The sequence below is a fragment of the Mycetohabitans sp. B2 genome, from assembly GCF_021733735.1.
GTDB classification, from domain to species: Bacteria; Pseudomonadota; Gammaproteobacteria; order Burkholderiales; family Burkholderiaceae; genus Mycetohabitans; species Mycetohabitans rhizoxinica.
In genome coordinates this window covers 1-14,892 of the sequence record NZ_JAHKSP010000006.1, presented here as the reverse complement: position 1 = coordinate 14,892, position 14,892 = coordinate 1, and the positions used below count along the sequence as shown (strand labels likewise).

The window sequence follows — 14,892 nt, the reverse complement described above, 5'->3', positions numbered from 1 at the left end:
GCTCCCTCACGCCGATGTCGCCGCCGCGCCCTGTTGCGATGCAGCAATCGGCCACCCTTGCAGATGGGTGACGACGATCTCGGCCAGCGCACGGATCCACGGTTGCGCATCGTTGACACAGGGAATCCGATGGAACTCGCGCCCTCCCGCCCGCAAGAACGTATCGCGACCCTCGATGCCGATTTCCTCGAGCGTTTCGAGGCAATCAGACGTGAAGCCCGGGCAGAACACGTCAACCCGATCGGCTCCGGCCGCGCCCAACTCCTGCAGCGTCGGTGCGGTATAAGGTTGCAGCCATTGCGCGCGTCCGAACCGCGACTGGAACGTGAGCCGGCATTCGACCTCGGTCAACCCGAGCGCATGGGCCAGCAACGTCGCGGTTTGCCGGCATTGCTCGGCATAGGGATCGCCCAAATCCAACGTGCGCTTGGGCACGCCATGAAAGCTCAACAACAGCCGATCGCCGGCCGTGAAATCGGGTCGGCCGTGCTGCTGCCAATAGTGCAGCACTTGAGACGCGAGCGCCTCGATATAGGCGGGATGGTCCGCATAATGCTTGATCGTGCGGATCTCCAGTTGATTGCGCATACGCGCCAGCGCGCAGAACGCTGCATCGAATGCGCTGGCGCTGGTCGAGGCCGAATACTGCGGATACAGCGGCACCAATAGCACCCGCTCAGCGCCGGCGCGCTTGAGTTGATTCAGCACGTTGCCGATGCTGGGTGTGCCATAGCGCATGGCATAGTCGACGAGCACGGAGCAACGGCCCGCCGCCAGCCGCTGCCTCAGGCCGTCGACCTGCCGCTCGGTGTGCACGCGTAGCGGCGAGCCCTCCGCCCCCCAGATCGCCGCGTACTTGCGCGCCGACGCGCGGCCGCGCAACGGCAGGATCAGCGCGCGCAGCACAATCTGCCACAGCGGCGCAGGGATCTCGACGACGCGTGGGTCGGACAAGAACTCGGCCAAGTAGCGCCGCACCGCGCGCGGCGTCGGTGCAGCGGGGGTGCCGAGGTTGATCAGCAGCACGCCGACCCGGTGCGATGCGCTCGGCTGCGAGGGCAGCTCAAGATCAAAATGCATGAGAGGATCCGTTGAGCACCGCAATGGTGCACTTGTTATCCGATTATAACGGCCGCTCGGCATTTGCCGCCGTGGCACGGAGGCTGGAGGCTGGCCATCCGGATAGTGGCGCGGCGCGACGCATCGACTCCGGCGGACCCGCAGGCCCCCGTCAATGCTGAGACAGCGCGAACGACAGCAGCCGGGCGGTGATGTCGACGATCGGAATCACGCGGTTGTACGCCATGCGGGTCGGCCCAATCACGCCAAGCGTGCCGACGATCTTGCCATCGACCTCATACGGCGCGGTCACAACGCTCATTTCCTCGATCGGCACGAGCGTGGATTCTCCACCGATGAAGATCTGCACGCCCTGCGCATGGCTCGATACGTCGAGCAACTGTAGCAGGCTAGTCTTTTGGTCAAAGACATCGAATAGCTTACGCAGGCGCGCCATGTCGGACGACAGATCGGCCACTTCGAGCAAGTTCCGCTCACCCGAAATCAGTACGTTGTCGGATTCGTCGTCGGTTTCCGTGCTAGCGGTGACGGCGGCCTGCATCAGTTGCATCATGTCGCCGCGCAGCGCGTCGATTTCCTCACGCAGTCGGCGTCGCACCTCGTCAAACGACAAGCCCGCATAATGCGTGTTGATATAGTTGGAAGCCTCGGTCAGCTGCGACGGCGAATAGTCGCGCTGGGTCGCCATGATTCGGTTCTGCACGTCACCTTCGGGGGTGACGATGATCAGCAAGATCCGCTTGTCGGACAGCCGCATGAACTCGATCTGTTTAAACACGTGGCTGCGCCGCGGCGTGAGCACGACGCCGGCAAACTGCGACAAGTTGGACAGCACGCTGGCTGCCGCCGCGACGACCTTCTGCGTCTCGCCCGGCTTGAACTTGTCCTGCACCGCAAGCTTGACCTCGGCTTCCTGCGCGTCGGGCTGCACGGTCAGCATCGTGTCGACGAACAACCGGTAGCCGCGTGGCGTCGGAATCCGCCCGGCCGACGTATGAGGACTGGCGACAAGCCCAAGCTCCTCGAGATCGGACATCACGTTGCGGATCGTCGCCGGGCTCAGTTCAAGCCCCGAATACTTGGACAACGTGCGCGAACCGACCGGCTGACCTTCGGCGATATACCGTTCGATCAGCGTCTTAAGCAGGGTCTGGGCGCGAGGATCTAACATAGCGAAAATTCTAGCTTAAATCTTGCGCGCGGCGAGGATTGGCATCGATCCGACGCGCACGGGCGAGCCAAAACACGAAGGCATACAGTTTGTCAGATACCTATGGTGTAATGCGGGCATGGAAATAGGCCAATTTAAGACCGTTGCGCTGATCGGCCGCAACAACACGCCTGGCATCGGCGAGCCGCTTGCCGCGCTCGCCGGCTGCCTGACACAACGCGGCTTTCAAATCGTATTCGAAGCCGACACGGCGCGCGAGAACGATTTGCACGCCTATCCGGCGCTCACGCCGGCACAGATCGGCGCGCGCGCTGACGTCGCCGTCGTGCTCGGCGGCGACGGCACAATGCTGGGCATCGGCCGGCAACTCGCGCCCTACCATACCCCGCTCATCGGCGTCAACCATGGCCGACTCGGCTTCATCACCGATATCGCGATCGCCGACATGAAGCAGTTGGTGCCGCAAATGCTGTCGGGCAGCCATGAGCGCGAGGAGCGCTCGTTGCTGGAGGCCCGCATCATGCGCAACGGCGAGCCAATCTATCATGCGCAGGCGCTTAACGACGTCGTCGTAAACCGCAGCGGCTTCTCCGGGATGGCGGAGCTACGCGTGTCGGTCGACGGCCACTTCATGTCGGACCAGCGCTCGGACGGGTTGATCGTGGCCACGCCAACCGGCTCCACCGCGTACGCGCTCTCGTCCAACGGCCCGTTGCTGCATCCGCAATTGCAAGGGATCGTGCTGGTGCCGATCGCGCCACACGCGCTGTCGAACCGGCCCATCGTGCTGCCCGACACGTGCCGGATCGCAATCCAGATCATCGGCGGGCGCGACGTCAACGTGAATTTCGACATGCAGTCGTTCACCGCGTTACAACTCGAGGATACGATCGAGGTACAACGCTCCAAGCACACGGTGCCGTTCCTGCATCCGGTCGGCTACAGTTATTACCGGACCTTGCGCAAGAAGCTGCACTGGAATGCGCACTCGTCGCTCGGCGAGGACGAGCCCGGCTAAGCCGGTGCCCGTCGCCGCCCGCCGGCTCAATCGCTGCCAACCCACCCAATCCGCCTTTTACGACGACCGCTTTCGTTCGCCTATGCTGCGTCATCTGTCGATCCGGGACTTTGTCATCGTCGCCTCGCTCGACATTGAGTTCGAGCGTGGCTTTACCGTTTTTTCCGGCGAAACCGGCGCCGGCAAATCCATTCTGATCGACGCGCTGGCGCTGGCGCTCGGCGCGCGAGCCGACGCGACAGTGGTGCGCACCGGCCAGAGCCGTGCGGACATCACCGCAGAGTTCGACGCGCATGAGAGCGCCGCGCGGTGGCTGGCCGAGCATGCGTTCGATGACGGCAGCGGGCACGTGGTGCTGCGCCGCGTGCTCGACGCCAACGGCCGCTCGCGTGCGTTCATCAACGGCACGGCCGCCACGCTTGGCCAGTTGCGAGACATCGGCGAAATGCTGGTGGACATCCACGGCCAGCACGCCCACCAGTTGCTGATGCGCGGCGACGCGCAGCGCGAGTTGTTCGATGCGCACGCGGGCCTGACAGCGCTGGCTGCGGACGTCGCTCGGGCGTGGCGCGGCTGGCGCGACGCGGCGGCAGCCGTGCAGGCCGCGCAAGCGCGGGAGCGCGAGGTGCAATTCGAGCGCGAGCGGCTAGTGTGGCAATTGTCGGAGCTTGAGAAGCTGGCGCCGCAACCCGGCGAATGGGATGAGATCAGCGCCGAGCACCGCCGGCTGTCGCACGCGGCGAACCTGATCGACGGTGTGCAGGCGGCGTTAGGCGCCTTGTCTGAGTCGGACGATGCCATGATCACGCAACTGGGCACCCTCATCGCGAAACTGCGCGACCTGGCCGAGATCGACAGCGCGCTCGGCGACGCGTTGGCCGCGCTGGAGCCGGCCGAAATTCAACTGCAGGAAGCGGCCTACTCGCTGACCCACTACGCGCAGCGGCTCGAGCTGGACCCGGCGGGGCTCGCGCAGGTCGAAGCCCGGCTCGATGCACTGCATTCAACTGCGCGCAAATTCAGGATGCAACCGGATGCACTACCCGACGAGTTGCTGGCACGGCGCGCCCAATTGCAAGCGCTGGATGCAACGACGGATATCGACGCGTTGCACGCCGCGCAGGCGCGCGCGAAGCAAGCCTATATGACGCTGGCGGAGCGACTCTCCAAGGCCCGCGCCAAGGCGGCCAAGGCGTTGAGCAGCGCGGTAACCACCGGGATGCAAGACTTGTCGATGGCCGGCGGGCGGTTCGACGTCGCGTTGGAGCCCTTGCCCGAAGGCGGCCAGCATGGGCTCGAGCAGGTCGAGTTCCGCGTGGCCGGCCACGCCGGCGTGCCGTTGCGGCCGCTGGCGAAAGTGGCTTCCGGGGGCGAGTTGGCACGCATCAGCCTCGCGCTGTCGGTGATCGCGAGCACTGCGAGCCCAACGCCGACACTGATCTTTGACGAAGTCGACAGCGGCATCGGCGGCGCCGTCGCGGAAGTCGTTGGGCGACTGCTGCACCAACTCGGCCAGATCCGGCAAGTGTTGTGCGTGACCCACCTGCCGCAGGTCGCCGCCCGCGGCGAGCACCACTTCAGCGTGGCCAAGTCCACCGATGCGCAAGGCGCAACGCTCAGCGAAGTGACCGCTCTGGATCGCGCGAGCCGCGTCGAGGAGGTCGCGCGCATGCTCGGGGGCGTCGAGATTACCGCCACCACACGCAAGCACGCGAAGGAAATGCTGGCCGCTTGAAGCGTCTTCACGCGCCGAAGACCTGCTCCCAGAGTCGCGTGACCGCGTCGCGCTCGGCCTGCACGCGCTCCGGCGGCACGCGCGCCTTGTCCATTCCATCGAGCCGCAGCGCATGTTGCAACTTGCGATAGGCTCGATAGGCGCCGCCAACCTGCTCCGCCTGTGTCTCGGACATCAGCCCGATGCGGGCCGCCTCGCGCAGCAACGCGATGTTGCCGGTGTTGCGCCGCAGCGCCGGATGTGCGCCGGCATGCAGCAGCACCCAATACTGGACGATGAATTCGATATCGACCATGCCGCCGCGATCGTGCTTCAGATCGAACAGTGCCGTGGGATTGGGATGGCCTTGGGCCACCTTTTGCCGCATCGCGGCGATCTCCGTGGCCAGCGTCCGCGCATCGCGCGGCTGAGCGAGCACCTGGGCACGGATCGCTTCGAACTGCGCGCCGATGGCCGCATCCCCGGCGCAGAAGCGCGCGCGTGACAATGCCTGGTGCTCCCATACCCACGCGGCGTTGGCCGCGTCCCCCTCGCGCAATTGGTACCGCCGGAAGGCGGTGAGGCTCGTGACCAGCAGCCCGGCCTCGCCGTTCGGCCTGAGCCTCAGGTCCACGTCGAACAGCGTGCCAGCGCCAGTGGACATGGTCAGCCACGTAATCAGCCGTCGTGCAAACAGCGCATAGATCTCTGCGGCACGCTCGTCGGGATCGTCGTACAGAAAGATAAGGTCCAGGTCTGACGCATAACCGAGTTCCTTGCCGCCGAGCTTGCCGTACGCAATAATCGAGAAGCGCGGCACGTCGCAATGACGGCGGGCCAACTGCGGCCATACGGTCTGCAGCGTCACATCCAGAACCGCGTCGGCCAGTTCCGACAACCGGTCGCTGATGTGCTCGACCGATAGATGGCCGCCGAGATCCAGCAGCAGGATCCGGAACACCTCGGCCTGGTGCGCGTGACGCAGCAGATCCATCTGGTGCTCAGCGCCGTCTGCATCGGCAAGTCGGGCGAGCAGCATCCGCTTGAATTCGGTCCAGTCAAACGGGCTGGCCAGCGCCTCGTCGTCGAGCAACTCGTCGAGTACCTGCGGATGGCGGATCAGATAGCCGGCGGCCCAACGCGACTCGCCAAGCACGGCGAACACGCGTGCCAGCGCAGCCGGATACTCAACCAGCAGCGCCAGGTACGAGCCTCGCCGCGCGACCGCCTCGAGCAGATCGAGAAAACGCAGCAGCGTCGCATCGACCCTTTCATGGCAATGCGTCGGCGCCGCCTCCAAGGCGCGCAGCACGAGCGTGTCGAAACGCGCCCGATGACGCTCCGGCAGGCTGGCATAACGCGCGGACTGCCAGACCGCGTGCAATCGCAACAGGATGGCTGGCGGGTCGTTGAACCCCAGCGATGCAAGCCGGACGCGCAACTCATCGTCGGCCGCCTCATCGGCAAGTGCACTGCTCCAGATCCATGTGGCAGCTTCCCCCCACGCCGTGCCGCCAACCTTACCAAGCGCTGGGTCACCGGCACCAGCCGCGGCCGCGTTGCCACGCTTGCGAGCGAAGATCTGGTCGAACTGCTGCGCGACGAACTCGCGGTGGCACTCCAGCACGGCCAGCAGCGCCGGATAGTCGGCAAAACCGAGTGATGCTGCCAGTTGCGCGCGCTCGCCTTCGTCCACGGGCATCGCATGGGTTTGCGCGTCGTTCACATATTGCAGCCGGTGCTCGATGCAGCGCAGCATGTGATACGCCTGCGCAAGTCGCTGAACCGCGCCACGCGCGATCAAGCCGTGCGAGGCGGCATAATCGAGTACCGCCAGCGTCGGTCGAATACGAAACCCGGCGTCCTGACCGCCCCGGATCAATTGGAAAACCTGCGCGGTGAACTCAATCTCGCGGATGCCACCGCGACCTAGTTTGATGTCATCGGCCTTGTCACGGCGCGACGACGCGCGGCGGGCGGCCTCCTGACGGATCTGCACATGCAGCGCCCGGATCGCCGCGATCACGCCGAAATCGAGATAACGGCGGTAGACGAATGGCCTGACTTGTGCCTCGAGCTGCGCCGCCAGTCGCGCGCCAGCGTCGCTGTCCACGTCCGACACCAGCCGTGCCTTGATCCAAGCGTAGCGTTCCCATTCGCGCCCCTGCACATAGAAGTACTCTTCCAGCATGCCGATGCTGCAGACAAGCGGACCCGAATCACCGTTCGGACGCAACCGCATGTCCACGCGGAACACGTATCCATCCGCGGTATGCTCGGCCAGCGCACCGATCAGCCGGCGCCCGACCCGGGTAAAGAAGTCTTGATTCGAGATCGGCGCGCGGGAGCCACCCTCGGTCTCGCCGTCGTCCTCGTAGACGAAAATCAAGTCGATGTCCGAGGACACGTTCAACTCGCGTCCGCCGAGCTTGCCCATGCCAACCACGCCGAGCGTCTGCGGCTGTCGCTGCGCGTTCAGCGGCATGCCATACAGCGCGTGCAACTCAGCACTGATCGTGGCAAGCGAGCGGCGGATCGCCACTTCGGCCAAATCCGTCATCGTGCCGGTCACCTCCGGCACATCGGCCAGCCCGGCCAGGTCGCGCTCCATCACCGCACAAAACAGTTCGGTGCGCACCAGGCGCAGTGCGCGCTTGAGCACGTCGTCGCCCACAGGCTCGCTCTGCGGCGCGCCCAGCTGCGCGAGCCGCTGCTCGATCCAGTGCCGCGTGAGCGGCGCGCGCGCAAGCTCACGCACCCGCGCAGCCAGTTCGGGCCGTGCCGCGTACTGCCGGGCAGCATAGCGGGAGTAGGCGGCGCTCAACAGCGGTGCGGCGTCAGACGCAAGCGGGGAACTTGGCAGCGGCATGTCAATCATCGTGTCATTGGTGCGGCACATGCAATGGAACCCGCGGCGACGGCGGGTTTGGCTCGCATGCCGTATGTTACATTTGGTTTTTCCGCCCAACCTATCATACGTTCCGCGCTCCTCGCATGCCCGACCGCCAGGAAACACTCGACCCGAACGATGCGCGCAACGCACAAGCCGGGAGCGGATGGCGGCGCGGGCCGAGCGAGCAGGTGCTGCGCCGCGTACTCGCATGCTGCGCGAGCGTGGCCATCGCACTGTACTTTGGCGCCGCGGCCACGTACGTCGGTCTGCGCTACGTCATCTTTCCCCAGTTGGATTCGCTGCGGCCGCACATCGAGCAACGGATCTCGGACACGCTGCACGCGCAGGTGCACATCGGTCGGCTAACCGGGCGCTGGAGCGGGCTGCAGCCGACGCTGGACATCGACCAACTGACGATCATGGGCCCGGACGGCCAGCGCATGCTCGCGGTGCCCACCGCCAGCGCAACGCTGTCGTGGCGCTCATTGCCGCGTCTGGCGCCGGTGCTCTCGAGCCTGATAGTCGCGCAACCCGAGGTCTTCGCCGAGCGGCACCCCGACGGCACCTATACGATTGCCGGCGTGCGGGTGGATCCACGCCAGCACGGCAACAGCGCGCTCCTGCGCTGGCTGATGACGCAGCGCGCCATCGTGTTGCGCGGCGGCGTCCTGCACTGGAGCGACGCGCAGCGCGGCTTGCCGACGCTGACGTTGCGCGGCATCCACGTGGCCATCGACAACCGCGGCCTGATTCACCGGCTCGGCGTGCAGGCGCAGCCGGACGGGCGCTTGCTGCGCGGGCCACTCGACTTGCGCGCACGCTTGCGCCATTCGCCACTGAAGCCGCTCACCGAGCCGGCAGGTTGGACCGGCACGATGTTTGTATCGAGTGGCAACCTGACGCTGCCCGAACTGGCCCGCTACACGGATGCGCGCCTGGACGCGCAAAGCGGCACGCTGGACGTGGCTGCGTGGCTCGACTTCGCATCTGGCGAATGGAGCGGTGCACGCGGCGCATTATCCGGGTCCGCGTTGCGGCTGCGCATGGACCCGACGCTGCCGCGGCTGGACGTGCCTAGCATCGGGCTGGACTGGTCGCTGCGGCGCAATGACATGCGCAATCTCGATTACACGCTAAGCCTGGGCAATCTGCGCGCCGAACTCGGCGGGCAGGTCCCTCTGGCGGACGGCACGCCGATTACCCGACTGCTGAGCATCGGCGAATTCAACGGCCGATTCCGCCGTGCAACGCTGGGCCGTGGCCAACTCATCCGCATCCGCGGCGATACGGTCGATCTTGGACTGCTCGCGCAGTTCGTGCGCACGTTGCCGCTGCCCCACCCTGTACTTAACGAACTGGACCGATTTGACCCGCGCGGCACGCTGGCAAACTATGCGATACAGGTCGAGCGCCGCGCGCCGCGTACCCGCGAAGCTGCCAGCGTGGCGGCTGTTGAAGGCGGCGAGCCGATCGTGCGCTATCGCGTCAAGGCCGCACTCGAGGGTGTCAGCGTCGGCGCGCAGGAGCCGCCGCCGGGCCTCACACCGGGTGGCCACCCGCACGTGGGTCTGCCCGGCGCAGAAAATATCTGGGGCAAGATCGACGCCGACCAGAACGGCGGTCACGCGACGATCGATACCACCCACGGCGCGGTCACGATCCCAGGGGCATTCGACAATCCACGACTCACGTTCAATCGATTCGCGGCCGAAGCGACATGGACCGCGCATCCGCTAGCGTCGGATGCGACTCGCCCGGCCGTCGCCGTCAACCTCTCGCGATTCGTCGTCGATAACGACGACGTGCGTGCCAGCGCGACCGGCACCTACTCGAATCCCGGCCACGGGCGCGGCAAGCTCGACATGGAGGCGATGTTCGACCGGCTGTCGCTGCCCCGCCTCGCGCGCTATCTGCCGACCGGCGTCGACGAACATACCCGCGCCTACCTGGACCATGCGCTGACGGCCGGGACCTCGCACAATGCGACGATCGCCATCCATGGCGAACTGGCCGAGTTCCCGTACACACACGATCCACACGCGGGCATCTTCAAGATTGTCGCGCCGTTTCGAGACGGCGGATTCGATCCGACGCCGCACCCGCCGAAGCGGATGAGCAACGGCACGCCGCAGGTGTGGCCGGCGTTCGACGGCATCGACGGGCTGTTCCGGATGGACCAGAACGTGCTGCGCTTTGATATCCAGCGCGCACGCTACCAGCGTGTCGCCCTCACGCAATTAACCGGCCGCATCGATGATTTGGGCACGCTGAACTCGGATCTGGTGATCAACGGCGTGGCCAGTGGCCCGCTGGCCGACATGCTCGACTACGTGAATCGCAGCTCGCTGGCGGTACTGTCCGACCACCTGGGCGAGACCGTGCGGGCGAAAGGCAACGCGACGCTGGCGCTGCGGCTGGCGATCCCGCGCCATCCGGACAAGCCGCATGTCGGCGTGAACGGCTCGGTTACGCTGGCGGACAACGCGGTGTCATTCGTGCCCGGCAAGCAGCTCGCCGCGCTGCCGCCGGTCACGCAAATCCATGGCAAGGTCGATTTCACCGAACACACGATGACGATCGGACGTGCCAGCGGCCAGTTCCTCGGCGGTGAGATCCACACCGACGGCGGGATCCAGCAGGACGGCTCGAGCCGCTTCGACGTGTCGGGTCACCTGCTTGCCGATGCAGCCCGGACTGCAGTGCCGCCCGGGCCGCTGGCCACGCTGCTCACCCGCATGTCGGGCGGCGCGCCTTACTCGGTGGCCGTGCGCACGCGCAAGAACGAACTGCCCGACATCTCGGCCACCTCGGATCTGAGCGGGCTGGCGCTGCAATTGCCGGCGCCGTTCACAAAGCCGACCGGCGTGCCGATGCCGTTCTCGTTGCGCCTGCGGCCCGCAACCGCCGGCGAGCGACCCGCGACAAGCATCAGTCGCCTGGATGCACGACTCGGTCCGCTCAATGCTATTTATCTGGTGCGGCGCGGCAACGACGACAAGCTGGCGATCCTGCGCGGCGCGCTCGGCGTGAACCGGGAAGCGGTGCTGCCCAGTGAAGGCGTGACCGCGGCGGCGCACGTGGCGCACTTCGACGCAGACGCGTGGCGCGCGCTGCTCGATGCCATGTCGATCCCCGCCGAGGCCATATCAGGTGAGCCGGCAGCGGCCGCTGCGCCGTCCCTACTCCCCGCTCCGACTTACGCCGCCCCATCGGCTTCTTCGCCGGACACGGCCTCCCCGTTCAACCTGACCGGCAATGTCGCGGCACTCGTGCCCACCCGCGTCGGCCTGCACTTCGATACGTTGACGTTGTTGAACCGCCGCTGGGAAAACGTGGTAATCGGCGCGACACACACACCGGGCGCATGGCAAGCGAATATTGCATCGGACGATGTGTCCGGCCATCTCGCGTGGCACGCGAAGACGCCGCGCAGCCCATACGGGCAGCTTAACGCGCGGCTGGCCAAACTGGTGGTCCCGGACAGCCACGACGAGACACTGGTGAGTCGCGTGCTCGAGGAGCCAGCGCAGCATGTCCCGGCGATCGACCTGATCGTCAACGAACTCACCGTGCGCGGACACAATTTTGGCAAGCTGGAAGTCAACGCACGCAACATCGATGAAAACGGCGTGCCCGTCTGGCAATTGGACAAGCTGGATGTGACGAACCCAGCAGCCAAGCTGTCGGCAACCGCTAGCTGGAAAACGCCGCGCCGTGCGCGCACCAGCACCAGCGACAACGGCACCGACGATAACCCGCGGCGCACTGCGCTGGATTTCAAGCTCGATATCGCCGACGGCGGTGCCCTGCTCGACCGTCTCGGCCTGCCCCGCACGCTCAAGGGCGGCAATGGCACGCTGTCCGGCAAGGTCGGCTGGCGCGGCGGACCGACGCGCATCGATTATCCGACGTTGAGCGGAAACTTGTCGCTCGGACTGTCGCATGGCCAGATCCTAAAGGTTGAGCCGGGCGCTGCCAAGCTGCTCGGCGTGCTCAGCCTGCAAGCGCTTGCTCGCGTGGCGACATTGGACTTGGGCACGTTGTTTGGCGAAGGACTGCCGTTTGACAATGTGACCGCTACCGGCACGATTAGCCACGGCATCGCTAAGACCGAGGATTTCACGCTGAACAGTGCAGCAGCAAAAGTCACGATGCAAGGCAACGCGGATCTCGGGTGCGAGCAGCAGGACCTGCTGGTGACGGTGGTCCCATCGCTGAGCGTGGGTACTGCAGCACTGGCCACGGCCGTGGTCAACCCGCTGCTCGGCCTGGGTACCTTCGTCGCCGGCCTGGTTTTATCCGACCCTATTTCGCAGTCGTTCGCGCGCCACTACGCGGTAACCGGCTCGTGGTCACATCCGCAGGTCGAGCAGGTGGCGGACGATCGCGGTAAGATGGGCCGACCTGAATCTCATGTGTCACGGCAATGAACGACTCCGTTTTTCGCGCCAGCGGCTCCGCATCCGGCACGTTCGCGCTAGCAGCACTGCAAATGGTCAGCACGCCGGACGTGTCGCGGAACTTGCAGGCTGCTGGCGGGCTGATCGCTGAAGCTGCCGCCGGCGGCGCGCAACTCGTGCTGCTGCCCGAGTATTTCTGCTTCATGGGGCATCACGACGCCGACAAGCTGGCCGTGCGGGAAGCGCCGGGCGACGGCCCGATTCAGCAATTTCTCGCCGATGCCGCAGCGCGGCATCGCGTATGGGTCATCGGTGGCACGCTGCCGCTCGTGGCCCCGGAACCGGGGCGGGTGATGAACACCACGCTGGTGTTCGACCCACAAGGCCGAGCCGTGGCCCGCTACGACAAGATCCATCTGTTCAACTTTGACAAGGATGATGAATCGTTCGACGAGGCGCGCACGATCCGGCCCGGCACCGACGTCGTCGCGTTCGACGCGCCGTTCGGCCGCGTGGGCTTGTCGGTATGCTATGACTTGCGCTTTCCGGAGTTGTATCGCAAGCTTGGCGACTGCGCACTAATCGTCGTGCCATCGGCCTTCACGTACACGACCGGCCATGCACATTGGGAGATGCTGCTGCGTGCGCGCGCCGTCGAAAACCAGTGCTACGTGCTGGCCGCGGCCCAAGGCGGCACGCATGAGAACGGGCGCCGCACATGGGGCCACAGCATGCTAGTGGACCCATGGGGCCAGGTCGTCGCAGTGCGCGCGGACGGTGCTGGCGTAGTATCGGGCACGATCGATGTCCAACGTATCGCGCAGGTGCGGCAGAGTCTGCCGGCGTATCGGCATCGGGTGCTGGCATGAGCACACCGCAGCGTCGTTGCCCGCAAGCCGGCGGCGGCCCACACTGCTTCCAGCAAGGCCGCCCGCGGCTTGAATCGTGCCGTCGCGGCGCCAACTCCTGTCCATTTACCAGTCAAACGGGCGAGCCCGCATGAACATCATCGAACCTAACATCCGCCATCTCGCCATCGCCAAGGACCTGCTGCTCACGCGCTACGGACTCGACGAGGCCATCCTCGTGCGCACACTGGGCGAGATTTTCTCCCATCGCGTCGACTACGCGGACCTGTACTTCCAGACGACCCGCAGCGAAGCGTGGAGCCTGGAGGAAGGCATTGTCAAATCGGGCAGCTTCAGCATCGACCAGGGCGTGGGCGTGCGCGCGGTGGCCGGCGAGCGCACCGCGTTCGCGTACTCGGATGATTTGTCGCCGCAAGCGCTGGCACAGGCAGCCCAGGCCACCCGCGCGATCGCCCGGGCGGGGGGCGGAAAGACCCGCGTGCGGGCGGCCGGTGCGTTGCGCGGCGTCGCGGGCCGCGACCTGTACCTGCCGGCCGATCCGCTGCACTCGCTAGATGCAAATGCGAAAGTGGCGTTGCTGGAGCGCGTCGAAAAAATGGCTCGCGCGAAGGACCCACGCATCACGCAGGTCATGGCAGGCTTGGCGGGCGAATACGACGTCGTGCTGGTGGCGCGCAGCGACGGCGCACTGGCCGCCGACGTGCGTCCGCTCGTGCGCGTGTCGGTCACCGTGATCGCCGAGCAGAACGGGCGCCGCGAGATCGGCACCGGCGGTGGCGGAGGCCGCTACGACTATGGCTATTTCACCGACGAGGTGATGACACGATACGTCGACGACGCGGTGCATGCCGCGCTGGTAAACCTGGAGGCGCGCCCCGCGCCCGCCGGCACGATGACCGTCGTGCTCGGGCCGGGCTGGCCAGGCGTGCTGTTGCACGAGGCGATCGGCCACGGGTTGGAAGGCGATTTCAATCGTAAGGGCTCGTCGGCGTTCGCCGGACGCATCGGCGAGCGGGTTGCGGCCAACGGCGTCACAGTGGTCGACGACGGCACGCTGGCGAACCGGCGCGGCTCGCTGAACATCGATGACGAAGGCAACCCCACGCAATGCACAACGCTGATTGAGGACGGCATCCTGACCGGCTACATGCAGGACACGCTGAACGCGCGGCTGATGAAGATGAAGATAACCGGCAACGCGCGGCGCGAATCGTATGCCGCGTTGCCGATGCCGCGCATGACCAACACCTACATGCTAGGCGGCGACAAGGATCCCGCCGAGATCATCGCGTCGGTCAACCATGGCCTGTACGCGGTCAACTTCGGTGGCGGACAAGTCGATATCACGAACGGCAAGTTTGTGTTCTCGGCCTCCGAGGCCTACATGATCGAGAACGGCAAGATTGCCTACCCGGTCAAGGGCGCAACGCTGGTGGGCAGCGGACCAGAGTCGCTTAAGTACGTATCGCTGATCGGCAACGACATGTCGTTGGACACAGGCGTGGGCGTGTGCGGCAAGGAAGGCCAGAGCGTGCCGGTCGGCGTCGGGCAGCCGACACTGCGCATCGACCGCATGACGGTGGGTGGCACGGTATGATGCCCATCGCGCAGATGCCGCAAGGGGATTGCGGTTTTTATTGAAATGACGCAATCATGCGTCGTCGTTGTCGCCCCCCTGTTGCCAACCTGATCTTTACCCACATCTCGGCGTGGCGCGGCTTGTAAGCTGGCGCGCCCGATGTTAACT

The 14,892-nt window shown here is 65.7% G+C and carries 8 protein-coding genes; 5 read left to right on the top strand and 3 right to left on the bottom strand.

What is annotated here, in order from left to right; all coding sequences use genetic code 11:
* Positions 1 to 6 precede the first annotated feature (6 nt).
* Positions 7 to 1,080 (bottom strand): ferrochelatase, encoded by a 1,074-nt coding sequence (gene hemH / locus KPG66_RS01720; RefSeq protein ID WP_237069829.1) that lies wholly within the window; start codon positions 1,078 to 1,080, stop codon positions 7 to 9.
* Between the two features lie 151 nt (positions 1,081 to 1,231).
* Positions 1,232 to 2,251 carry a heat-inducible transcriptional repressor HrcA gene (gene hrcA / locus KPG66_RS01715; RefSeq protein WP_013434198.1) on the bottom strand — a complete coding sequence of 340 codons (1,020 nt, stop codon included), beginning with the start codon at positions 2,249 to 2,251 and terminating at the stop codon, positions 1,232 to 1,234.
* 118 nt (positions 2,252 to 2,369) lie between these two features.
* On the opposite strand from hrcA, the gene KPG66_RS01710 reads away from it, so the two are divergent.
* Positions 2,370 to 3,269, top strand: a complete 900-nt coding sequence (locus tag KPG66_RS01710; RefSeq protein ID WP_237069828.1) for an NAD kinase — start codon at positions 2,370 to 2,372, stop codon at positions 3,267 to 3,269.
* Positions 3,270 to 3,351: 82 nt separating this feature from the next.
* On the top strand, positions 3,352 to 5,004 hold the full coding sequence (gene recN / locus KPG66_RS01705) for a DNA repair protein RecN (RefSeq protein ID WP_237069827.1): 1,653 nt from the start codon (positions 3,352 to 3,354) through the stop codon (positions 5,002 to 5,004).
* A 7-nt stretch (positions 5,005 to 5,011) separates the two neighbouring features.
* On the opposite strand, the gene glnE is transcribed toward recN, so the two are convergent.
* Entirely contained in the window at positions 5,012 to 7,861 is a 2,850-nt protein-coding gene (gene glnE, locus KPG66_RS01700) for a bifunctional [glutamate--ammonia ligase]-adenylyl-L-tyrosine phosphorylase/[glutamate--ammonia-ligase] adenylyltransferase (protein ID WP_237069826.1), read from the bottom strand.
* A gap of 116 nt (positions 7,862 to 7,977) precedes the next feature.
* On the opposite strand from glnE, the gene KPG66_RS01695 reads away from it, so the two are divergent.
* The 3 genes from KPG66_RS01695 (at position 7,978) to tldD (ending at position 14,742) form a co-directional block, all read left to right on the top strand.
* Complete coding sequence (locus KPG66_RS01695; RefSeq protein WP_237069825.1) at positions 7,978 to 12,306, top strand: YhdP family phospholipid transporter; 4,329 nt, start codon at positions 7,978 to 7,980, stop codon at positions 12,304 to 12,306.
* Positions 12,303 to 13,145 (top strand): carbon-nitrogen hydrolase family protein, encoded by an 843-nt coding sequence (locus tag KPG66_RS01690; protein ID WP_237069824.1) that lies wholly within the window; start codon positions 12,303 to 12,305, stop codon positions 13,143 to 13,145. The genes KPG66_RS01695 and KPG66_RS01690 overlap by 4 nt, the downstream gene beginning before the upstream one ends.
* Positions 13,146 to 13,275: 130 nt before the next feature.
* Complete coding sequence (gene tldD / locus KPG66_RS01685; RefSeq protein WP_041753031.1) at positions 13,276 to 14,742, top strand: metalloprotease TldD; 1,467 nt, start codon at positions 13,276 to 13,278, stop codon at positions 14,740 to 14,742.
* Positions 14,743 to 14,892 lie beyond the last annotated feature (150 nt).

What these genes read in the sequence shown, in the direction of transcription:
- tldD (WP_041753031.1), top strand. Translation starts at nt 13,276, where the DNA reads ATGAACATCATCGAACCTAACATCCGCCATCTCGCCATCGCCAAGGAC.
- hemH (WP_237069829.1), bottom strand. Translation starts at nt 1,080, where the DNA reads ATGCATTTTGATCTTGAGCTGCCCTCGCAGCCGAGCGCATCGCACCGG.
- KPG66_RS01690 (WP_237069824.1), top strand. Translation starts at nt 12,303, where the DNA reads ATGAACGACTCCGTTTTTCGCGCCAGCGGCTCCGCATCCGGCACGTTC.
- hrcA (WP_013434198.1), bottom strand. Translation starts at nt 2,251, where the DNA reads ATGTTAGATCCTCGCGCCCAGACCCTGCTTAAGACGCTGATCGAACGG.
- KPG66_RS01710 (WP_237069828.1), top strand. Translation starts at nt 2,370, where the DNA reads ATGGAAATAGGCCAATTTAAGACCGTTGCGCTGATCGGCCGCAACAAC.
- glnE (WP_237069826.1), bottom strand. Translation starts at nt 7,861, where the DNA reads ATGATTGACATGCCGCTGCCAAGTTCCCCGCTTGCGTCTGACGCCGCA.
- KPG66_RS01695 (WP_237069825.1), top strand. Translation starts at nt 7,978, where the DNA reads ATGCCCGACCGCCAGGAAACACTCGACCCGAACGATGCGCGCAACGCA.
- recN (WP_237069827.1), top strand. Translation starts at nt 3,352, where the DNA reads ATGCTGCGTCATCTGTCGATCCGGGACTTTGTCATCGTCGCCTCGCTC.